General features: G+C 45.1%; 19 protein-coding genes. 9 read left to right on the forward strand and 10 right to left on the reverse strand.

Features of this window, described 5'->3' with window-relative positions; translation table 11 throughout:
- The 4 genes from JGK16_RS28915 to JGK16_RS28930 all read right to left on the reverse strand — a co-directional run.
- Nucleotides 1-2,352, reverse strand: a 2,352-nt coding sequence (locus JGK16_RS28915; RefSeq protein WP_293203552.1) for a filamentous hemagglutinin N-terminal domain-containing protein, incomplete at its 3' end; no start/stop codon positions are given.
- An 811-nt stretch (nt 2,353-3,163) separates the two neighbouring features.
- Nucleotides 3,164-5,023, reverse strand: a complete 1,860-nt coding sequence (locus JGK16_RS28920; protein ID WP_293193445.1) for a DUF3352 domain-containing protein — start codon at nt 5,021-5,023, stop codon at nt 3,164-3,166.
- A gap of 358 nt (nt 5,024-5,381) precedes the next feature.
- Nucleotides 5,382-6,473: a hypothetical protein gene (locus tag JGK16_RS28925; RefSeq protein WP_293174422.1), complete on the reverse strand. Its 1,092-nt coding sequence runs from the start codon at nt 6,471-6,473 to the stop codon at nt 5,382-5,384.
- A gap of 198 nt (nt 6,474-6,671) precedes the next feature.
- The gene (locus JGK16_RS28930) at nt 6,672-6,836 is read right to left on the reverse strand and encodes a hypothetical protein (protein ID WP_293174425.1); all 165 of its coding nucleotides are present in this window, start codon (nt 6,834-6,836) and stop codon (nt 6,672-6,674) included.
- A gap of 68 nt (nt 6,837-6,904) precedes the next feature.
- Between JGK16_RS28930 and JGK16_RS28935 the strand changes: the two genes are divergently transcribed.
- The 3 genes from JGK16_RS28935 (at nt 6,905) to JGK16_RS28945 (ending at nt 10,487) form a co-directional block, all read left to right on the forward strand.
- Nucleotides 6,905-8,143, forward strand: a complete 1,239-nt coding sequence (locus tag JGK16_RS28935) for an LL-diaminopimelate aminotransferase (protein ID WP_293174428.1) — start codon at nt 6,905-6,907, stop codon at nt 8,141-8,143.
- A gap of 251 nt (nt 8,144-8,394) precedes the next feature.
- Nucleotides 8,395-9,513: an AAA family ATPase gene (locus JGK16_RS28940; RefSeq protein WP_293174432.1), complete on the forward strand. Its 1,119-nt coding sequence runs from the start codon at nt 8,395-8,397 to the stop codon at nt 9,511-9,513.
- 53 nt (nt 9,514-9,566) lie between these two features.
- The gene (locus JGK16_RS28945; protein WP_293174434.1) at nt 9,567-10,487 is read left to right on the forward strand and encodes a hypothetical protein; all 921 of its coding nucleotides are present in this window, start codon (nt 9,567-9,569) and stop codon (nt 10,485-10,487) included.
- A 19-nt stretch (nt 10,488-10,506) separates the two neighbouring features.
- Here JGK16_RS28945 and JGK16_RS28950 read toward each other — a convergent pair whose 3' ends face one another.
- Nucleotides 10,507-11,127, reverse strand: coding sequence for a Uma2 family endonuclease (locus JGK16_RS28950; protein ID WP_293193444.1), 621 nt, complete (start codon nt 11,125-11,127; stop codon nt 10,507-10,509).
- Between the two features lie 191 nt (nt 11,128-11,318).
- Here JGK16_RS28950 and JGK16_RS28955 point away from each other — a divergent pair, with 191 nt between their 5' ends.
- Nucleotides 11,319-11,963 (forward strand): Uma2 family endonuclease, encoded by a 645-nt coding sequence (locus JGK16_RS28955; RefSeq protein ID WP_293193443.1) that lies wholly within the window; start codon nt 11,319-11,321, stop codon nt 11,961-11,963.
- Between the two features lie 140 nt (nt 11,964-12,103).
- On the opposite strand, the gene JGK16_RS28960 is transcribed toward JGK16_RS28955, so the two are convergent.
- Together JGK16_RS28960 and cofH are read right to left on the reverse strand one after the other, a co-directional pair.
- Nucleotides 12,104-12,709, reverse strand: a complete 606-nt coding sequence (locus tag JGK16_RS28960) for a hypothetical protein (protein WP_293174443.1) — start codon at nt 12,707-12,709, stop codon at nt 12,104-12,106.
- Between the two features lie 3 nt (nt 12,710-12,712).
- Nucleotides 12,713-13,894: a 7,8-didemethyl-8-hydroxy-5-deazariboflavin synthase subunit CofH gene (gene cofH, locus JGK16_RS28965; protein WP_293174446.1), complete on the reverse strand. Its 1,182-nt coding sequence runs from the start codon at nt 13,892-13,894 to the stop codon at nt 12,713-12,715.
- Between the two features lie 117 nt (nt 13,895-14,011).
- Here cofH and JGK16_RS28970 point away from each other — a divergent pair, with 117 nt between their 5' ends.
- Both JGK16_RS28970 and JGK16_RS28975 read left to right on the forward strand, forming a co-directional pair.
- Complete coding sequence (locus tag JGK16_RS28970; RefSeq protein WP_293193442.1) at nt 14,012-15,223, forward strand: glycosyltransferase; 1,212 nt, start codon at nt 14,012-14,014, stop codon at nt 15,221-15,223.
- Between the two features lie 119 nt (nt 15,224-15,342).
- Nucleotides 15,343-17,085: a glycosyltransferase family 39 protein gene (locus JGK16_RS28975; RefSeq protein WP_293193441.1), complete on the forward strand. Its 1,743-nt coding sequence runs from the start codon at nt 15,343-15,345 to the stop codon at nt 17,083-17,085.
- Between the two features lie 387 nt (nt 17,086-17,472).
- On the opposite strand, the gene JGK16_RS28980 is transcribed toward JGK16_RS28975, so the two are convergent.
- Complete coding sequence (locus tag JGK16_RS28980; protein WP_293174454.1) at nt 17,473-17,883, reverse strand: hypothetical protein; 411 nt, start codon at nt 17,881-17,883, stop codon at nt 17,473-17,475.
- Nucleotides 17,884-18,201: 318 nt separating this feature from the next.
- On the opposite strand from JGK16_RS28980, the gene JGK16_RS28985 reads away from it, so the two are divergent.
- Nucleotides 18,202-18,342, forward strand: coding sequence for a hypothetical protein (locus JGK16_RS28985; protein WP_293203553.1), 141 nt, complete (start codon nt 18,202-18,204; stop codon nt 18,340-18,342).
- A 295-nt stretch (nt 18,343-18,637) separates the two neighbouring features.
- Here JGK16_RS28985 and JGK16_RS28990 read toward each other — a convergent pair whose 3' ends face one another.
- A complete protein-coding gene (locus JGK16_RS28990; protein WP_293193440.1) occupies nt 18,638-19,243 on the reverse strand; it encodes a DUF3318 domain-containing protein in 606 nt (201 codons plus the stop codon).
- A gap of 542 nt (nt 19,244-19,785) precedes the next feature.
- Complete coding sequence (locus JGK16_RS28995) at nt 19,786-21,324, reverse strand: nucleoside transporter C-terminal domain-containing protein (protein WP_293203554.1); 1,539 nt, start codon at nt 21,322-21,324, stop codon at nt 19,786-19,788.
- A 219-nt stretch (nt 21,325-21,543) separates the two neighbouring features.
- On the opposite strand from JGK16_RS28995, the gene JGK16_RS29000 reads away from it, so the two are divergent.
- A complete protein-coding gene (locus JGK16_RS29000; RefSeq protein ID WP_293174463.1) occupies nt 21,544-21,822 on the forward strand; it encodes a hypothetical protein in 279 nt (92 codons plus the stop codon).
- A 36-nt stretch (nt 21,823-21,858) separates the two neighbouring features.
- Nucleotides 21,859-22,518, forward strand: coding sequence for a DUF2834 domain-containing protein (locus JGK16_RS29005; RefSeq protein WP_293174466.1), 660 nt, complete (start codon nt 21,859-21,861; stop codon nt 22,516-22,518).
- Nucleotides 22,519-22,728 lie beyond the last annotated feature (210 nt).

Below are 22,728 nucleotides of genomic sequence, written 5' to 3' on the forward strand. Positions count from 1 at the left end.
AATTGTCGGCGCTGGTGACAAATTCGATATCGGCGCTGGATTTTGAGTAATTGTCGGCGCTGGTGACAAATTCGAGTTCGGCGCTGGATTTTGAGTAATCGTTGGTGCTGGTGACAAATTTGATATCGGCGCTGGATTTTGAGTAATTGTCGGCGCTGGTGACAAATTCGAGTTCGGCGCTGGATTTTGAGTAATTGTTGGCGATGGATTTTGAGTAATTGTCGGCGCTGGTGACAAATTTGATACTGGTACGCTGGGTTCAGTAATTGTCTGCCCAGGTGCAGGTGCGGGTGCTGGTGCTGGTGCTGGCGCAGGTGCTGGCGCAGGTGCGGGTGCGGGTGCGGGTGTCGGTGCAGGTGCTGGCGCGGGTACTGGTGCGGGTGTCGGTGCGGGTGCAGGAGTTCGCCTGGGTGCTGGCGGAGGGTTGGGTGTCGGTGCCGGAGTCGGTGCGGGTGTCGGTGCCGGAGTCGGTGCGGGCGTCGGTGCAGGTGCTGGTGCCGGAGTTGGTTCGGGAGTCGGTGCAGGAGTCGGTGCAGGGGTTGGCGCCGGAGTTGGCGCCGGAGTTGGTTCGGGAGTCGGTGCAGGAGTCGGTGCGGGCGTCGGTGCAGGAGTCGGTGCAGGAGTCGGTGCAGGGGTTGGTTCGGGAGTCGGTGCAGGAGTCGGTGCAGGAGTCGGTGCAGGAGTCGGTGCAGGAGTCGGTGCCGGAGTCGGCGTCGGCGAGGTTGAAGAAGTTGTGATATTAATTTGCGTCGGCTGTACGATCTGAGTCTTTGAGCTGGGAAAACTTCCGGATGCAATAACATTTTCCTTCTTGTCGCTCCCAGTGGCAATGCTGCCAGCAGTACCGTTCAAGCTGTTATAGTTGGGCCCGACGCCGAAAATAGTGTTTGAGGCTTGACCACCGTGGCTAATGGTGATATCTCCACCATTCGCGCTACCAGTCGCGGCCGCGGCAATGCTACAAGCTTGCGCCAAGCAGGTAAAAGTACCTGTAGCTCGGAAATAACGGCCGGCTGAAATGTTAATATTTCCTCCGGCTGTTCGCCCTTGGGTGTTGATACGGGTTACTTCAATGTCATTGCTGGCCTTGAGGGTGACTTGGCCGCCTTTTTTTTCTTCGGAGTTGGCGTCTATGAAGCCTGTTTGAATGCTGCTTGAGGCTGCAATACTAACGTCTCCGGCGTTGCTGGTTTTGTCGATCGAGCCTGCGTTGATATTGCCGGTCTCTACTTTTCCTGTACGGCTGGTGACGGTGATGTTGCCACCTGCTGCGGTGGTGGAGTTGGAGTTGAGGGCGAGAGTGCTAATGTCGCTGCTGGCTTGTAGGACGATCGCACCTTGTGTACTCGTCAGGTTGCCGCTGGCTGCAAGGGTGTTGGCTGCTTGAATTTGGATCGATCGAGCGCTGGCACCTTTGACTGCAACATCCCCCGCAGCTACTATTCGGTTAGATGCTGTAAGTACCAATTGACCGCTTGCATTGACGCTGATTCCTGTAGCATTGGTTTGACCGACCCCTGTCAGCAGTTCCGGCAAGGATGCGACTGCTGTTCCAGGGCTGCTTGTCGCTGACGACGGCTGGATGTCCAAACTCAGCAAACTATCTCCCTGACTGACGCGCACTAAATTTGTCCCGGTGACTGACGCAACGGTAATTTTACCGCCCGGTGCCGAAAGATTGCCTGTGCTGACAACGGTGCCGCCAAGCAAAGTTAAGTTCTGCCCTGACTTGACTGCTAAGTCGGCTGTGTTGACAATTGCCCCAGCTCGATCGGCTCCAAAAGCAAAGGAATTGGGCGTGCCCGTCAGAGATGTGTAGGTGTTAGTACCGATCGCGTTAAACGAATTAGAACCAAATCCAATACCGGTAGCCGTGGTTGCTGTGAAAGAAGCCGGCACATTTAAGCTGGCACTGTTGCCAAATATGATGCCCGAGGGATTCATCAGAAACAAGTTAGCATTACCGCCGGTTAATTGAATTGAGCCGTTAATAATCGAAGGGCTACCGCCATTGATGCGGCCTAAAATGTTGCGAATGCTGGGATTTGAGATAAAGTTGGCTATCTGATTTGGCGACAAACCGAATTGTGTAAAACTGTGGAAGAGATTTTGTTTGTCGTTCGATAATTGTCCGCCTTCAATGTCGAAGCGAGTTTGCGGTGTAGGAGTTCCGCTTGGGGTGGGAGTGACTTTAGTGCCAGTTCCATCGTTCGCTGGCACAATTTGAGCTTCGGCTTTTGCTTGCAAAAAGTAAATATTTATCAAGACTATTTGCACATAAAGTGCCAGTTTGCCAATTCTTTTTCTTGACATTAATTTAGCCGGTATTTGAAGATTCTTGGGGTTTTTCATAGTTTTAAAGGGTTTAATTTTTAATAGGTCGCAACAATAACGTATAGCGGCTATCACAAAGATTCGCGGACGTTGTTGGGCTTGGACTCTCTTGGTTTAAGCGGTTATATAAGCTGTCAGTCATACCTCATTTTTTTGAGAAAGGCTATATCTTCTTTACACTCTCAATATAACTCGCAATACCTAGACTATACATCTGCCACATGATACACTCAAAAAAACGGCATTTTAGACCCACTCCGACGCCGATTAACCGATTTTTTTTTACTCTTATTAAGACTTTCAACGAAGGATGGGGTTAAAAATTAGGTTCTGCGTCCAAGAGCGATCGGGAAAATTTCTGGTCAAACATCTTTGCTTTCCTCGGTTCAAAAACAACAAAGCTATCTCCACGATAGCCTGTAACGAAAATTATGACAAGAAAAAGTATAGCCTTTCTCAAAAAGATGAGGTATGACTCATAGCTTATATAACCAGTTCCACTAAGAGGGCTGAAGCCCAACAACGTACCTCATCTTAAGGTTTGAAGGTTGGTGTGTGTCCCGGAATGTTATTGCTTCTTCTTTCTTCCTTGGGCTACAAGCCAATTTTTTAGAGTTTGCTTGCTGCAACCCGGTTTTTTTTATAAACCGGGTTTGGCGGTTTCTTGGTGTGAGGTTTGGTGACGTAAAACAACTTAAATCCGGCTCACTTTTCCTCTTAAAATCAAATCCACTATTGTCGGTTTCGATCTGCTGCTTTTCGGTTTTAATCGATCGCCATTTTGCTGTTTAAGGGGCTGTCATAGCGGATTTTTGGCAGGATTTAAGAGTTAATTCGGTGAAGTTTGGACGGTGGGCGAGGGACTGGGTGAATCAGGGCTTGGTGAGGATGAACTCGGTGAAGGTGAGCTCGGTGAAGGTGAACTCGGTGAAGGTGAACTCGGTGAAGGTGAACTCGGTGACGATGAACTCGGTGAAGGTGAACTCGGTGAAGATGGATTCGGTGAGGGCTTTGGTGAAGGAGTCGATTGGTCGGATTTTTTGAGACCGACAAAAGCGTCGTAGCGGGTGGTACGATCGCCAATCACGGCCGCTGTAATGCCGATCGACCGCGTGGCATCTATCCAGATTTTTTGGTTGGGAGGAAACTCCGGCAAAGCCAGGTTTTTCGGGTTAAACGCACTCTCGGTGTCGATGAAAAAATTGCCGTTGTGAGGCTTAAGTTGCGATCGTACAGTTTTTTGGAACAATTCGCTACTTAAAAGCGGACTTGTCGGCGCCGGAACGATCGCGTCCACCACGGGTGCTCCTACTGTGATAAACAGCACATCCTTCATCCAGCCGCGAGTTACAGTAATCCCTCCAAACGGCGATTTCCATTGAGTCGCAGGTTGACCGCCAACTTGAATTTCCTCAACTCTATACTGCTTATTTTTCATCATTTCATCAAGCTGTTTCAGGGATTTGTTAGCGGCGCCGCGGTTGTTTGTTTCCACCATAAATACAAATCCAGCAGCAAATTTGTCTTTCGGATTCTGCGCGGGGGCTGGTATTAATGATAAAGAAAATTCTCCCGCCATCCAGTTGATGAAATCTTTATCTAAATCCTGGCCAGTAGTCGATTTTAAACCAGTACGCAAAACTTGAGGATTAATCGGTGCAAGCGGGTTAGCATCAGATCCCAATACGTAGTCTTGCCACAAACGCTGCAAGTTACCGCCCGATACCATCATGATTGTATTGTTTGGCAGGCGATTAGCCATTTTTAGAGCATTATTTTCCACTGCTATACGAGTAGTAGAATCTGGTTTTAGCCAAGAGATTGATTTGAATCCAATTCCGTCTGCATCCAGCGTCGCTGTGGTGGCAAATCCTTGATTTTGTTGCAGTTTTTCCAGGTTTTCTACCGAAATTTCGCGGGATGAGTTGGCGGCTGTAAAGGCTGCTGCAACGGGCATATTCACGTAGATTTGACCGAAGGCACCGACATCCTTAATTTGTTGGATGGCGTCTCCATAGCCAGGAGTTTTTGCGAGGGATGGTTCGCCTTTGTAGGTGTCAATTATTCTGTCTGTGGCGGTGGGATCTGTGGTGACTGCTAGATAGTTTGTTCCGAGTACCGCGACTGAGAAATTGCGATCGGGTATACCTTGAGTTTCTGTAACTTGCACTCCTTTGTAATTGCGCTCAACCATTTTTCCTTGGTTGAGGGGTCTGGGTTTTGCTAATAATTCTTTGGCTTTAATCGGGTTGGAGATGGGCAGGATAATTGCTACTGACTGCTGAATTGGCTGAGGTGGGGGCGCGTTGGGCGCGCGCGGGGGAACTGGTATCGCTGTTTTGTTGCGGAGAAACGCCACCATTACCGTGTTACCCACCCAAGGCTGAATGTCTTGCTGGTAGGCGTAACCGTTGCTTGTCAGGAGGCGATCGCGCAATTCGCTTAAAAACCTTTCAAACGAAGCTTTTGACTCCGGCGTACCAAATTCTCGCAGCCTATTCCACTGCGATTCATCGGTAGTGATGGATAGAGCCATCATCGCATCTTGGGGAACAACGACGGCTCCCGCTGGCAAATCTTTGGCGGGGCCTCGGGAAATGACGATCGAGTATGCGAGGATACCTAAACCGATCAGAAGTGTGGCGGCTCCGATCGTAAACAGCAGGGAAGATTTATCTTTCTTGAACATTATTCGTAAAGTTCTGGTACTCGAAACATCATAAATTATATTGGGGATTGGGCATGGGGAATTGGGAATAGGGCATAGGGCAAACAGGGCATTGGGCATTGGGCATAGTGGGTGCATCTGGCGCAAGGCAAATATATTCGTAGGGACTCTCGCATGACCTCCGTGAATATGGGATTATAACTAATAACTTATATGCGGTCATGCTTCTTCAGGCTTCAAAAACCAGATGTACCCGGCATAGTTAGCGGTTAGCGGTTAGCAGTTAGTAGTTTTTATAATCACAAACAACAAATAACAAATTACCTATGCCCCATGCCCCATGCCCTATGCCCCATGCCCTATGCCCTATTCCCCAATCTTAGTTTCTAGCCTTAAAGTCTTTAAAGATAGTTTGAAATGAGTACATCAGCCTGTGAACATCGTTTGTGGCCCTAGGAAAGATATTGTGTTCCCATTTTTTGCGCGCAGTAGTCAGTAATTTTGCCACTGGTTGCGAGTAACTATTAGAAATGAAATAGCTGCCACCTTCGTAGCGAATATCTGACGCCAATCCGATAAAAGCACCAGCCATTTCTAGTTGAAGTTCCGAGGTGCAGTGTTCAGATTTCACCGCTAAAATTACCTGCGAGTGTCGGGGTTCGCGGTTGAGCAAACGGCAGATATTCGCTTCTTTTTGGTACAGAATTAAAACGTTGCAGTTGTGCAGAACTCCGGCTCTACCTTGCACTTTGACTCCGAGATGAATTTCCAGGGCTGGTTTGTCGGGAAATTCTACAACAGCATGAGTGTATGGATGTGCTGTTCCGTGGATTTTTCCGGCTGTTTTTCTAAACGTTAAATATTTCGGTGTTTCGTCGTCTAAAACATTGTTATAATAGATGTTGCCGCCTTCGTTAGCAACTGCTTTCAGCAGGATGGTGAATAGGTAAGCATCAAAAATTCTAGCTTGTTCTGCCACTCCGTTGAAATCTGGATCGATCGAGCTTTTTAACTTGCTCTTAATTTCAGAATTGATGGCGTAGTTGCTAGGTTCAGAGGGCAGTTTTTCGAGTAATTGCTTGAGGGCGATCGCCTGTTTGTGGCGTGGGGCTGTTAAAGTGGACGTAAACTCGATGGTTTGGGCTGTTTTTGCGCCGGAATTGGCAAAGATAATTTTGGTACCGAGGGGAGAGGTTTCCGATTCTACTTTCAAGAAATAAGCAATCTCGTCTTCCATTTCCGAAGTGTTCACCGTCGCTTGTTCGACAGCAGCAATTAACAGCAAAAGTTGTTCTTTTGCGGTATAATCTTCTATCTTGAGCAGCGGTGTCTTTCGTTTGAGCGATCGCTCTTCAATTACTTTACCTATCTCTACACTATTGGCGACTTGTTCAACTACCCAACCTAAATTAAACTCATTCAGAATGGCCGCCAGTTCTTGACACAGTTTGGCGTACTCTATCTCATCCATAATTGGTTCTGCGTTGCACACTATATCTAATTATACAAGCTGGTTGATTTTTTTGTCAATGGCTGTGATGGAGGAGATGGGGAGAGGGGGAGATGGGGAGAGGGGGAGATGGGGAGAATGGGGAGATGGGGAGAATGGGGAGATGGGGAGATGGGGAGATGGGGAAATTTTTTCTATCGAACTTCAATTGGGATTTATTTAATCCTTTGTAAAATCCGTTGCCGAACTTTCTACGTCTTGAGGGAGACAATTAGCAGTAATAGCAATTTTCAAACAGAATGCAACTGCCGGCCCCATGCTGCAAACTCGCATATCGCTCGATTGTTCCCAATTCTTCAATTCTTCAATTATCCAATTCTTCAAATCTAAAATCTAAAATCTAAAATCTAAAATGGTATAAGCTATTGTACGACATTGAGAGCGATCGCACTATGGCAACTATCAACGACAACTACCTCAAACTCAAAGCCGGCTACCTGTTTCCCGAAATCGGGCGCAGGGTAAAAGCTTATGCAGACGCGAATCCCGGTGCACCCATCATCCGGCTGGGGATTGGCGACGTGACGGAACCGCTACCGGAAGCTTGTCGGGAGGCGATGGTGAAAGCGGTAGCAGACATGGGTTCGCGGGATACATTTAAAGGATACGGCCCGGAACAAGGTTATGAATGGCTGAGGGAGAAAATTGCAGAGCACGATTTCAAATCGCGGGGATGCGATATTGATGCTTCGGAAATCTTTATTTCTGACGGTTCTAAGTGCGATTGCGGCAATATTCTCGATATTTTCGGCAATAATAATACGATCGCAGTTACAGATCCAGTTTACCCGGTGTACGTAGACACGAACGTGATGGCGGGACACACGGGAGATGCGAACGAAAATGGCGAATACGAAGGTTTTGTGTACCTCCCAATATCCGCAGACAACAATTTTACCGCCCAAATTCCCACAGACAAGAAAGTCGATTTAATTTACCTGTGTTTCCCCAACAATCCGACGGGCGCAACCGCAACCAAGGAACACTTGCAAGCTTGGGTAAACTATGCTAAAGCGAACGGTTCGATTATTTTCTTCGATGCAGCCTACGAAGCCTATATTACCGATCCGAGCCTACCACACTCCATCTACGAGATTGAAGGGGCGCGCGATTGTGCGATCGAATTTCGTTCATTTTCCAAGAATGCCGGTTTTACAGGTACTCGCTGCGCCTTAACAGTAGTACCAAAAACTTTGACAGGAAAAGCCGCCGACGGTTCCGATGTCGAAATTTGGAAACTGTGGAACCGCCGCCAATCTACTAAATTTAACGGCGTTTCTTACATCGTGCAGCGCGGTGCAGAAGCCGTTTATTCCGATGCTGGCAAAGCACAAATTCAAGCATTAGTCAATTTTTACATGGAAAATGCTGCAATTATCCGCGAGAAATTGACAGCAGCAGGAATTGAGGTTTTTGGCGGCGAAAATGCGCCTTACGTGTGGGTGAAAACACCGAATGGTTTGTCGAGTTGGGATTTCTTTCAAAAGTTGCTAGAAACTTGTAATGTGGTGGGAACACCTGGTTCTGGTTTTGGTGCGGCGGGCGAAGGTTATTTCCGTATTTCGGCGTTTAATAGTCGGGAGAATGTGGAGGAAGCAATGAGACGAATTGTGGAGAAGTTTAAGGTGTAAAACGGCGAGAGATAAGTCTTTTTGGGGGCGGGCAAGATGCCCACCCCACAAGAAACTTGATGTATTGTGGAACAGGCATCTTGCCTGTTTCTTTGGGCGGGCAAGATGCCCACCCCACAAGAATTTATTAATGTGTTGTGGAACAGGCATCTTGCCTGTTCCTGAAAATAGTAAAAAATGTGAGTTATAATCTAAAATGATTGTGGCTCAGCGTTTCAATAAAGAATACCAGCCAACACCAGGAGTTTTTTATGCACTTGCTACGAGTTCAAGTTCCTGATTTTCGGGGATTGAAAAATATAGACATCACTTTTGAAAAGGATTTTGTTCCTAGTATTTTTCCGCTGGGAAGCCAAAATGGCGGCGGTAAAAGTACGCTGTTACAGTTAATTTTTGTGTTGCTACACTGTTCCGGTGATGAGGATAAAAAACCATTTTTACAAAATCTGCTTCAAGGATTTAAAATTCATGACGGCGAAGACAAAAGAGTCTTAGCTATTATTGACATTTGGGATGGACAAAAAAATGTTAATCTTGAATTTTTTTCGGAAGAATGTTCACCGTCAGAAGCGATGGTTGATTTTAATGAAGATATAAATTCAGAGGATAGCATCAATCTATGTTATTATTCAAACGCTCAAAAAAATAATCAAGAGCTCAATACAAAGCTACAATGTCATTTGACTCATCAAAGTAAAGATCAAGCAAAATCATTATTACATAAGATATCGCGTCAAATTTTTCTAGCTGCTCCATCCACGCAAATTTTTCTATTTCTTCCGCCGGATTCTAGGAAACTATTATTTAGCAACTCAAGTAAGGCGGATAAGAATTATTACGGGATACTTGCATCTGCAAGATTAGAATTAAAAGGTTTGTTTACCTATGATTTTCTTGCTGTAAACCTACTTATTAAATCATTTAAAGATGCTCGCGATCGCGACTTCAGAGAAGCGATAAACACAGGCGGCTATGGGAATAGCTATCAAACTCTAATTAACGACTTAAATCTGCTATTAGCAAATAAAAGGATAAATTTAAATGAAGATTTTTCGGGAGTCAATTTTAAATTGGATAAGAATGGTGAAACTATAGAACTATATCCCGAAGATTTGAGTCACGGCGAACTCAAAAGACTTAGCATTTATATATGGCTCAAGTCCCGTAACATAAAAGATGCTATTGTTTTGATGGATGAAGTTGAAATTGCTTTTCATCCAGATTGGCAATATCAAATTATATCTGATCTCAAAGAATGGGCTCCCAGCAATCAATATATTCTGGCAACTCACTCCTACGCATTGTGTGAAGCTTTGACACCTGCTCATGTTAAAGAAATTGAGCCAAAATTGATTAAACAAGAATCTTAAGATTACAAATGAGTCTTAGTTCAGAACAGCTAAAAAAATGGTGCGAGTTTATTTTGAAATCTCGCAAAATTCAAAACAAAATTGTGGTATTATGCGAAGGTGCTTCTCCGAAAATACAGGGTAGAGAGTCACCTCAAGCTTATAGGGCAATGGAGCAAATGCCGGATGCCAATTTTTATAAGGCTTGCATTCCGGCATGGTGGAGACAGAATAGACCGGAATTTTTTAATTGTGGCGATCGCAAAGATGTCATAGACACCTACTTTACTCTTTTAACATTACATAAACAGGATAGCACTAATTCGTATCTAGATTGCGATCGACTTTTTGCAATGATAGACTTAGATTTGCACTTGCAAGCGATTGAGAATTATGTCTTTACAGATACAGAAGCAATTTTTTGCAACCTTTATGAAAAATCTCAGGTGCAAAAGCAAAATGTAGCACAGCACCGGATTTGGATTACAGGTTTGATTCATAAAGAAGCATACTTTCTGACACCGGAACTTCAATCATTATTTGATGATTATCCTAATTCTCCGATTTATCAAGAAAATCTAGTGTCACTCACGAATATTTATAGTGATATGGCTGATGGAATTAGTAGCGATGGAGATTTACAGCTTAACTTAAAAAGAGCATTCGATCGCATAAATCATTGTTCGGGATTGAATTGTACGCAATTAGACTTAGATAAATTTCAGGATTCATGGAAACATCAGTTTCAAAACACGACTGATGCAACCCAGAAGCATGAGTTAATCCTAGCTTTGCTGACAATTAAAAAAGCAAAGGATTATTGGAAGCAAATTAAGCCACCCGGTGACTGGAGTGGGGATGAGAAAAATTTTAGAGATCAACTATCGTTAGAGATTGGGAGATTTTATTCACAGCAAAGTAGTGATGTCAAGTCTCATATTCCTTTTTTTTTCAAAGCATTGCATGAGTCAGTTTTAACAAAACACCTCAATTAGAATTTTGTAAGATATCAGATTAAACTAAACCAGCTTGAAAAATCTGGTTTGCAGTCAGACTCAAATCGGGAAACGTTTGCGACACAATCCGGTCATTATCTCGAAACTTGAAGATTTGATACTCACCATCTACTAAATTACAGACAGTAATTGTTGGTTGTTTGGGATTACCAATAAAATTACGCCCACCCAACGCAGCATAATCGACAATCCAATATTCAGGGATACCCATCTCCTCGTAATCAGCATATTTCAAATAGTAATCATCGCGCCAATTCGTTGACACAACCTCGATCGCCAAAGGTATCGATGCACCCAAACTGAGGATAGATTGTTTTTGCCACAATGGTTCATTCACAAGGTTTGCACGGTTCAGCACCAACAAATCGGGGCAATAACCAGAATCTTTTTCAGGAGGTCTAACTATCACTTGGCGAGGGATACCATAGGGCAATGCCAGACGTTTGATTTCATAAGGAATTTCGATGCCAAGAAAGCTGATAACTTCCTCGTGTTCGCCTACTGGTTGTGCCATCTCAACAATCTCTCCATTATGCAGTTCGTAGCGTACCGTCGCATTTTCAGGTAGCGACTCTACAAATTCCTCGAAGTTTACGAGTTTGGGTAAAGTTTGAGTCATAGGTTTTTAAAATGACTGATAATACTAATTATACCAAATCTGGCTTTGATGTCTAGCAATCATAAATCTGCGATCGCCCATCTCTTCTCGTTGCCCGTGCTACACTCAACAGATATCTTCAAAAACTCTTGTGAGGTAGGCATCCTGCCTGCCTTTGGCAGAAACTTAACAACTAGCTCTCAATTCAGCTTATGATTGTTATCGCTCCCGTCCTCAAACCTATTAGCCAGATTCAGCTTACTCCCGGTAGTGTCGTAACTATTCCCAATATAACTTGGCTCGAATTCGAGTCGATTTTGGAAGAATTGGGAGAAAAGCGATCGGCACGAGTTGCTTACAGCAAAGAAACTTTAGAAATTACGGTTTCCTTACTAGAATGCGAAATAACGAAAGATTTAATCTCTGATATTGTCAAAATTTTACTCAAGTCTGCGGGTAGAAGATACGAACCATTCGGTTCTACTACTTTCAAGCGGGAAGGTGCAGCGGGAATTGAACCTGATGCTTGCTTTTATATTCTAAATTATCAGCGGATGATTAGTCGTCGCCGACTTTTGCCGGACGATCCGCCGCCGGATTTAGCAATTGAAACGGATGTAGCTTCTAAAACTACGATCGATGCTTATCTAGCTATTGAAGTTCCAGAAGTCTGGGTTTACGACAGCGGCAGACTTCGCATCTATTTGCTGCAAGAAGGAGAGTATGTAGAATCGGATATTAGTCCGAATTTTCCAGGAATTGCGATCGCCAAACTGATTCCTTCTACAGTGGAACGTGCTTTGCAGGTAGGAAGTTGTCAAGCGCTAGAAGAATTTGAAAGTGCGATCGCCCGATAGTCCCAAACTTTAAATCGCGATCGATCGTTGACTTTTAATGAAATCCTAAATGTCCGTTAGCGAAGCCCTCGAAGAGGATCGCACTTTACCAACTGAGTCAAAAGAGCGTTAGCGAAGCCCTCGAAGAGGATCGCACTTAATCACCCATCTTGTACCATCCAAACTAGCATTCCCAAAATTTGCTCCAGCGGAACCAAGGCATAATCATTAAGATCCAGTGATACAGTTTTTTCCTCCAATTTAAGAAATCGCCACTGCGTACCGTTGCTAACACTCCCATAAACAACAGGAATTGGTTTTCCCTTCGCTTCATTAAACTTCTGCATTGCTACCATTTCGGCAATACACTGTCCAATTCCTGTTTTTAAATCTGCTTTTTTAGCTTCAACAACTGCGACTGCTGGTGCTTCAATTTCTAACATTTCTGAAGAGCGACTAATCAAGAAATCACAAATTCCATTCAGTCCTTGTTTGAAATCTACGGTAAAGTCTTCTCCCGAAAACAAGCTAATCTTCTCCTGCAAAATCTTTCTGACTTCGAGCAGTACGGGGGTAATAATCATTTCCGATCGCGCTTTTTCACTTCCTGTCGCCACAGCTACGGGTAAACTGTGCGCCAAAAAATCTGTCAGGGTTGCACTTGGAGCGATCGGAGTTATTTGCGGTAGAAATCGCGGGCCTTCTACAGTTGTTAATCCAAAGGCTTGTTTGACTTTGACAATTGTGGTGAACTCGCTGTAAGACATCGCTCAATTTCTCCTAATACCTATTGGCGCCATTTTTTCAACCCCCACAGGTCGATAAATTGTATCCCTTTGCTGATAATCTCGCCCCAAAGAACTAATCGCATTTTGCAAATCTTCTACAGATTGACAACCGCCGCCAACCGCACCTGCCATCGTGGTAATGTGTTCTTCCATCAATGTGCCGCCGATGTCGTTGCAACCCCATTTTAACGCTTCTTTAGCTCCGTCTAAACCTAATTTCACCCAACTCGGTTGGTGATTGGAAATCGTATTTCCCAAGAAGATTCTCGATACTGCGGTGAGCAACAATGTATCTGCTAAAATTGGTTGATCGCGGCCGACTCGACTGCGTAAAGGGGCTGGTGCTTCTTGCCCGACAAAGGGCAGTAAAATGAATTCTGTGATGCGAGCTGGATAGTTGTTGTTAATGGCACTTTGTTGGAGCGATCGCACTTTTTCTAAATGCAAAACCTGCTGCCCTGCCGTCTCAATATGCCCGCAAAGCATCGTACTCGTTGTCGGCAAACCTAAGCTGTGAGCAGTTCCTACGATTTCTAGCCAAGTTGCCGAATCTAGTTTTTCCGGGCAAATCACCCGTCGCACCGCATCGTCGAGAACCTCCGCCGCAGTACCAGGTATCGAACCGACTCCCGCATCCCGCAATGCCGAAATTACATAGCTGAAACTAAGACGATCTTGTCTGGCAATAAATTCTATTTCTTGGGGCGAAAAAGCGTGCAAGTGTAACTGCGGAAATTTATCCTTAATAGTTTTCACTAATTGCAGATAATAAGGCAAAGATCCGCCATTAAGCTTTGCTTGAAGATTTAAGCCGCCCTGCATACAAATTTCCGTCGCACCCCGCTGCACTGCATCTGTTGCCTTGTCCTGAATTTGGGCTGTATCCAACCAAAAAGCGCCCTCATCTCCGTCGTCGCGGCGGAATGCACAGAAACTGCAATGCTGCTCGCAAATATTGGTGAAATTAATATTGCGGTTGATAACATAAGTAACAATATCGCCTGATTGTCGGTGGCGGAGCAAGTCAGCGGTTGTTTGAATAGAAGCGATCGCATCTGGCTCTCTTTGCTGCAAAAGTACCAATGCCTCTGCGCTAGAGATGTTATAAAGTTGTAAAGCGCGATCGAGAATTGCATCAACAGTTTTATTTTCCGATTCAGTCACAAAATCCACCACTAAAATTAACGGCTTTTTATATCTTAACAAATCAACTATGGACGAAACAGATTCTAAAGTATAAAGTCGTAAAAAAACATCTTTTCATTTTAAGAAACGGTAACTATGAGCGTCAACGAAGCAAATCACCTGTTGCCAGTGCCGTCTGGGCCTTTGCAAATTCCTGCTGTAGGGACTTGTGGTTCAACTTTTGCAGAAGATACACAGCCAATTTATTTTTCCTTGGTGATTCCCACCTACAACGAGTGCAAGAATGTCAAAAGTATTGTGGAACAATTGAGCAAGTTGCTTGATGGCAGCATTCCCGGCAACTACGAATTAATTGTAGTCGATGACAACAGCCCCGATCGCACCTGGGAAGTTGCCCTGTCCCTGACGGCCGAATATCCGCAATTGCAGGTGATGCGCCGGGAAGACGAGCGTGGACTTTCGACAGCGGTAATTCGCGGGTGGCAGGCTGCTCGGGGCGAGGTTTTGGGTGTCATCGATGCCGACTTGCAGCATCCGCCGGAGACGCTATTGCAGCTTTTAGCAGAAATTCAGCGGGGGGCAGATTTGGCCGCTGCGAGCCGCCACGTAGCCGAGGGCGGGGTGAGCGACTGGAGCGTTGTCAGGAGATTTTTGTCGCGGGGCGCTCAAACTGTTGGATTGATTATACTGCCTGGAGTCGTCGGTAGAGTTTCCGATCCAATGAGCGGCTATTTTATGGTGCGTCGCAGTTGCATTGCCGGCCAAACCATGAATCCTGCGGGTTACAAAATCTTGATTGAAGTGCTCGGTAGGGGAAATATCCGCTGGATTGGAGAAGTTGGTTATGTATTTCAGGAGCGGAAAGAAGGCGAGAGCAAAGTTACTGGGAAACAGTATATTGAGTATTTGCGACATTTGTTCATATTGCGGTTTGCCCGCTGGCCAGTGGGTAAGTTTCTGCGATTTGGCATCGTGGGTTTCAGCGGTGTGTTTGTCAATATGGGGGTTTTGTACGTGCTGCGAAATAGTCTGCATTTGGAGCTGACTCGCAGTCTAATTATTGCTGCTGAATTAGCAATTATTAGTAATTTTTTGTGGAATGATTTGTGGACTTTTGGGGACATTTCTAAGCGGCAACCGGGAAATCGCCAGCGTTTCAAACGCCTGTTGAAGTTTAATACAATTTGCTTGATGGGTTTGATTTTGAATGTGCTGCTGGTTAATTTGATGTTTAATGTTTTTGGCATCAATGAATATTTGGCTAATTTAATTGCGATCGTGGCTGTGACTCTTTGGAATTTCTGGATCAACATGAAGCTGAGCTGGCGGGTAACGGAAGTTGATTAGGGAATTGGGAATTGGGAATGGGGCATGGGGCAGTGGGCAGTGGGCGGTCAACTGATAACACACAACTGACAACACACAACTGACAACACACAACTGACAACACACAACTGACTGAATTAATGATTAAGCATAAACAACTGTTGTTGCTATTACTGTGGACGGCGATCGCCCTAATGCTACGTTTTGCCAATTTGGACTCGAAACCGCTGTGGACGGATGAGTTTTCGACTCTGGTGTTTAGTTTGGGCAACAGTTTTCGCGGGGTGCCGATCGATCGCCCGATCGCACTTTCGACTCTACTACAACCGCTGCAATTGGGCCCGGATGCTGGCATTGCAGATGTTCTCAAGCATTTGCTGGTGGAAAGCAACCATCCGCCAGTGTATTTTATGGTAGCCCACTGGTGGATGCGGCTGTTTGCACCGACTGAGGATAGTTTAGTGTGGATTGGGCGATCGCTTCCGGCATTATTAGGAGTGATTTCAGTTCCAGCTATCTACCTTTTAGGCAAATTTGCGTTCAATTCTCGTTTAGTCGGTCAATGTGCGGCTGCGATGATGGCAGTTTCTCCCTACGGCATTTATCTCGCTCAAGAAGCCCGCCATTATACCTTAGCAATTTTATTAGTTATTGCGTCTCTTTTTTGCTTGACAGTAGCTGCAAAAAAGCTGCAACAGCGCGCTCCAATGCCTATCTGGACGGTGCTATTTTGGATAATTGTTAATTGTTTGGGAATTGCGGTTCACTACTTTTTTGCCTTGACTTTGTGTGCGGAAGCCATAGCATTAATTGCTGTAATCTGGCAGCAGTTTCATGGAAAATTGGCGCTTTCAGAGAGTCAGCAGCCGAATATTTGGCAATTTCAAATCCTCTGGCGGCTTTTTGCAGTAGCGCTGGGGACTGTAGCGGGCGGTTTAGTTTGGCTACCGATATTTTTGTCGAATAAATACGGTAGCGAGCTCACGAATTGGATTGTCAGTGGCGATCGCACATTTGTAGATTGGATTGCGCCGATTTTCCAAGCTTTGGCGGGATGGATCGCTGTGATATCGCTGCTTCCGGTGGAATCGTCAAATCTGGCCGTGGTGGTTGGATCTGCGATCGTAATGGCAATATTTTTGATCTGGGTGCTTCCCATCCTGTTTAACGCTGTGAAAAATGCCTTAAAAACCACCGATACTCATTTAGGTACTGTTATTTTTGGCGGATTTGTGCTAGGAGCAATTTTCCTATTTTTCAGCTTTGCATACATTCTAGGAATTGACCTAACTCGCGGCCCTCGATACAATTTCGTCTACTTTCCGGGAGTGATATTAATATTAGGAGTAACTTTAGCATTTATTTATGACACACCTACAATAAAAACTCGATGGTTTAATTTACCTGCTGTAGAATTTACTGGCAAAAAAGCAGTTCTGCTAATTTTAGTAATGGGTTTTGTCAGCAGTGTAACAGTAAATTCCAATCTCGGCTATCGCAAATATTACAAACCAGACTTGTTAATTCCGATTATCCGCGAAGTCTCGCAAGTTCCCGTGTTAATTGCTACTACTCAAAAAACTCATGTAGAAATAGGAGAGTTGATGGGGATAGGATTGGAATGGGAAAAGAGTTCGGCAACGAGCAATGTACGGGATGTCAGGAATTCTCCTCTATTTTTTCTGGCTAATTATCAAAGGGACAAGCCAGAAATAGCGGCAGCGAAACTCGATCGAACAATTGGAGAATTGGAACGTCCGCTAGATTTGTGGTTGGTAAATTTTCGCGCGCCCGTAAATTTAGCAGCACAAAAGTGTCAGATTGAATCTCGCGACTTGTCACCTGTTGATGGTTATGAATATCAAGTTTATCACTGTTCTTAAATTACCATTTATTCCTCAAATATCCCTAAATCCCCCTTAATAAGCAGGGCGATTTTATTATCGTCAGACAAATTAGGTACGTAGTTGCGCTTCAGCGCTCTTAATAATATCAGGAAAAAGCGCCCAAGCCCAACTAGGCAGCGCAGTTTAAAAATTAGGTACGTTGTTGCGCTTCAGCGCTCTTAATAATATCAGGAAAAAGCGCCCAAGCCCAACTAGGCAGCGCAGTTTTAAAATTAGGTACGTAGTTGCGCTTCAGCGCTCAAAAGCGCCCAAGCCCAACTAGGCAGCGCAGTTTTAAAATTAGGTACGTTGTTGCGCTTCAGCGCTCTTAATAATATGAGGAAAGAGCGCTTTGCAGTACAATCAGGAATGTTCGATCGAACGCTAAGAGTCAGCGGCAAAATACTTAATTAAGACGCTCATCACTTCACCTCGATTTTGAGTCGGAACAAACGGACTCCAGTCAGTAGCGCAAGCAAAATTATCGCGGTGAAAAGAATGAATGACGCGGGAAACAACAGGGCGAGAACTGATAATGAACAGTTTCAAGAGTTCTCGGTTAACTGAATTGGGCAAGTTTGGTTCCTTAGCAGGGGGCCCAATGAGTTCGGTGATTGGACTTTCGGCGCCAATCTCGAAAGCAAGTATTAAGTCGGTATTGGGTAGCAGTTGTCGGATGACTTTCAGGGAAGATTCTGCTTCGCTGCGGCTGCGAAATTGTCCGATGGGTAAGCGCTGAAAGTTGGGCAGCAGTCGGTAAATAATCCAGGAATTCGTAGTTTCTGGGGTGTTCATGGCTGTATTCTAAATTGGGTATGTTTGCCCACAGGAAAGTGACAGAATTGCACGCGAGTGCGAGCGCGATAGAGGATCGAGCTACTGCAATAAATCTGCGTCCTAATTCATGATTTTTTATCGATACGCCGCAGAACTAGCGGCAACAATATCCTGTTGGCAATGACGTTATGTTACATCGAGAATTAACTTTGAGAGTGCGTTTTTACATAATGTAATTTAATCAAGTAAAGGTTCAAAATAAGCGCTTAAAATAGGCGCTTAAAATAGGCGAATTAAAAGCAAAAACAATTATAAACAAACGTTAATAAATGCAAGATGCTAACAATTCAGGTCAAACATAATTCAAGTTTTCGCACCGATACACGGCACTGCCGGGATTTTTGCCGTTTGGTGGGGGTATCTTTTGATGAGTTGCCGGATTATCTCAGTCGGTGGGTAGATGAGGAGGAGTCATAGGAGGTCGATCGGGCGATCGCGCTTTCGCTTAAAATAAGTACGTTACTGAAGCTGATTAAGACGATGAAAGTGCAAGTTTTGTCAGTTAAACCTGCGACATAAGCAGTTAATCTAGAAACTCGTCAAAGGGCGATCGCAATTGTTGAGAAATTACCAGCAGCTATGCTGGATGAGGCAGTTAAGTTTCTGGAATCTTTGTCTGTTAAGGCTAATTTGGTTGAATAGCGATGTTTTTTTGCAGTACGGGCGATTCCCTACGGGATAGCTTCGCTCGCGCGTACTTTCGATGTTTTTTTCAATCCTGTCTGACGCTATCGGGCACGCCCACCGCCGAAATACCCGATATCGCCCTTAAATTTTGACACCGAATCAACTCGTTGAAATCCAAAGTACGCTGTTCTATCTGCGCCACAGATTCGATCGCCCCCAGGAGATGTCCCGCCGCCTCAGATTCACTGTAACCGCGCCTTCCCGCCACCCGAATCGCCGTTTCGTCGGCATCTAATTCTACTTGCGAACTGCGGTTGTCGCGCCAAATTCGAGTCATCGCCAGTCCCGTCAACCCACCGGCGATCGCAATTCCGATCGCATCTCCCTGCAACAATTCTACAACAGTGCCGAGAATACCCGCCACAGCCGCCCCTTGATAAATATCCGGCTTAAACCACTTGAAATTGCCCAGAAAACTTACAGTACGCAATAGCAGTAAATCCCGCTGCGGCTTAGATAGCAGGCGCCACAAATCAAAATTAATATAAATCGGGCGAGATTGATGCCAAGGTAAAGGAAAATCGCAATTAATTACCGTCGATTGTTGAGGTTTATTAATAATTTTACAAGTCATGCGGCCCGAGGCGGGCATCACATCTAACAGGCGGCGAATTTCTGGTTCTGGATTCATAGATTTTTGGGATAATTGGTAATTGGTAATTGGTAATTGGTAATTGCAAAAAAAACAATCTTATCTATCAGAGACTCGTAGGGGCGGGTTCACCAACAATATTTAACTCCCATCAATAACCTACATAAACCCGCCCCCACACAACCAATAAACTACATCAAATTATCTATCAGGGACTCGTAGGGGCGGGTTCACCAACAATATTTAACTCCCATCAATAACCTACATAAACCCGCCCCCACACAACCAATAAACTACATCAACTTTGATTTCGCTCCAATACGAAAATATAACTGTAACATTACTTACGCCATAGGCACAAAATAAAGGTTAATTTTTAAGTACGTTGTTGCGCTTGGGCGCTCTTTCATACATATATAATAAAGTGAGTGAGGGCGGGTTTTAAAGATTGTCAATAATTGACAAATATTGTTGGTTGACCCGCCCATACAAGTCCTTATAAGATATTATAGCGGTTCTCAGAAAGATTCGCGGACGTTGTTGGGCTTGGGCCCTCTTGGTTTCAGTGGTTATATAACCTGTCAGTCATACCTCACCTTTTTGGATTTAGGAGATTCTTGAGCTTTCGGAGCAGCTTTTTCACCCTTCGGCAAAGGCTTCGGGCTGGCAATTGCTGGGGCAACTGACGGCTTCGGACTTGCGGCGGGGGATGCCTCCGATTTCGGCGAAGCAGGAGCGCTGATCGGGGCAGTAGGCGGTGTCTTAGTGCCTAAAATGCTGGAGTCTCCGGTGTCAAATAATCCGGCGATGCAGGCAATCATCATTGTAGCTAAAGTGCCGACAAATAAGGCTTTCCAACCGAGTTCGGAAATGTCTTTGCGCCGAGAAGGAATTAGGGCGATTGTACCGCCGACAAATATGCCGACGGAAGCTAAGTGGGCGAAACCGGAAAGGGCGTAACTGACAATTAATACTGTGCGATCGCTAATCAGTCCTTTTGCGGCCGCTTCTGCTAACATTCGATATGGTGGAATTGCTGTTAGATACAGCCTTTGTCCGATAATTTCTGAAGCTATCCAAGAGTCCTTAAAGGGAACTCCGGTTAACAAAGTCAGTGGGTAAAATAATATTCCTGAACCCTTTCGCAGGGTTTCGGCTCCCAAAATTCGATCTATTAAGAAAACTAAACCCACGATTAAAATCAAAACAGCAGCGATCGACACTGCCATTTTTACACCGTCTAAAGCGCCGATAATTGCTGCATCTAACGGGCTGACACGCTCGATAGGTTCTCCGCCAACTGTCTCTTGTTTGGGGAGATAGCCGTCATTTTCAGCAACTTCTTCGCCCACCAATTCACGCCCTTGAGGCTTCGGTTTCTCCTTCGGAATGCCTCCCATTGTCAAGGGAGTTTCTGTTTCGGGAACTAAGATTTTTGAAAGGACGAAGCAAGCGGGAATTGCAATAATTGAGGCAGAAACTAAATGCCCCAAAATATTTGGGAAAACTGGTTTGAGGACGCTGACATAAATTGCTAAAGTTGAGGATGCAGCGGTTCCAAAACAGCAAGATAAAATGGCACAAAGTTCGGAACGAGTCATTTTTGCCAAATAAGGCTTGACCACAATTGCTGCTTCTATACCTACGAAAATATTAGCGGCTCCGCTGAGAGCTTCCGCGCCGCTCAAGCGCATTGTTAAGTAAAAGATTTTAGCAAAAAAATTGGTGATAATTTGAATGACGCCGATGTTCTCTAGCAGTGCCATTAATCCTGAGAAAAAGATGACTGTCGGCAATGCTCGAAAGGCGAAAATATATCCTAGATTAATGGGCGGAGCTTTAGCTGGATCTGGTAGCGGTACAATGTTTTCGCCGAATACAAATCTAGCTCCAGTATCAGCGGCCATAAATACGACATCAAGCAAGCTGGTAAACCACTCTAGGGCGATGCGAGTTGGGGGAAATAGGAATACTAAAAATCCTAAGACTAATTGTAGGCCAATGCCCCAGATGATGACGCGCCAAGGTATATAGCGAACTTGGCGGTTTTCTGAGAAAATCCAGGCGATCGCACACAAGCCAAAGATGCCCAGAAATGAGATAAAGTTGTAGATAGACATGAGCCTAGTCCTTGAAATAGCTGAGAATGCCGATCGACGGCTTACACCACATCAGTTATACTATTCATCGGACGGCAAATGCCAAAAAAATAACTGTCATAGGAATTACGCACTCAACAGCGTACTTATGTCATAACTTATGCCGTTGCGAGCTCTACGGATCTTTAGCAACCCTTGATTTGCCTACTTAACAGCAGTTTAGATAGAAACACGCAACACATGGAAGCTTTTGCTCCACATCCTCCCGAATGGACTGCGGCGGCGGTTCACGCTACTGAGTTTTGCTGTCCCAAGTGCGCTGCTAGCTGCACGGAGGCCCATGAGGTCTGGATTAATCGTCGATCGCCAGTATACACCGAGTCCAACCGCCGCAAGTGGCAAGAATTTTACCGCTGCCAGTGCGGCGCCGTGTGGTGGGCTTGGAGTAATGACAGGCCTCCTTCGGAACTTGTCCGCAGCGATGAGAGCTCCGATGAGGGCTCCGATGATGATTTTTAGAAGGTTGAGTCGATTTTCGATTCTGAGAAGGAATATATGTCTAGAAAAATTGGATTTGCTCTGCTTTGGATTATATTCAGCACCTACGCCTTTGTATTTGCGCCACCCGACAACCCCGACACCATCACACTAATTACCAACCTTTCCACAGGCAAAATAGCAGGCATCAACCCTTTAATTGTAGCTTTGTTTAACATCATGGGAGTCTGGCCGCTGATTTACAGTTGCGTCTTATTTGCCGACGGCAGAGGGCAGAAAATACGAGCATGGATTTTTGCAACTTTATCATTTGGCGTCGGTGCATTTGCCTTGCTCCCTTATTTAGCCCTGCGCGAACCGAATCCAGAATTTTCTGGCACTAAAAATATTTTCTTAAAAATATTAGACTCCCGTTTTACTGGGATTGTCCTAACATTAGGCGCTGCTGCGTTGGTTGCTTTTGGCTTGACAAAAGGCGATTGGTCTGATTTTGTTGGGCAGTGGCAAACCAGCCGTTTTATCCACGTGATGAGTTTAGACTTTTGTCTGCTTTCCCTGCTATTTCCTGCTTTATTAACCGACGATATGGCGCGCCGAGGAGTGCAAAATTCAATAGCATTTTGGGCAGTAACATTAGTGCCCCTGTTCGGGCCATTGGCTTATCTGTGTACCCGCCCACCGCTGCCTGAAAATAATCCTAAAATTGTTACAAATTAGACAGCAGTGCAGGAAATGCTCAGTTTAATCTAGGAATTGAGCGTCATAATGGAAGAAACAGGCAAGATGCCTGTTCCACAATGAGTAAATTTTCTTGTAGCATGGGCTTCCAGCCCGTGCAAAAAACAGGCAAGATGCCTGTTCCACAATCAGTAAATTTTCTGGTGGCATGGGCTTCTAGCCCGTGCAAAAAACAGGCAAGATGCCTGT

It is taken from the genome of Microcoleus sp. PH2017_09_SFU_O_A (assembly GCF_020738625.1).
Taxonomy (GTDB): Bacteria; Cyanobacteriota; Cyanobacteriia; order Cyanobacteriales; family Microcoleaceae; genus Microcoleus.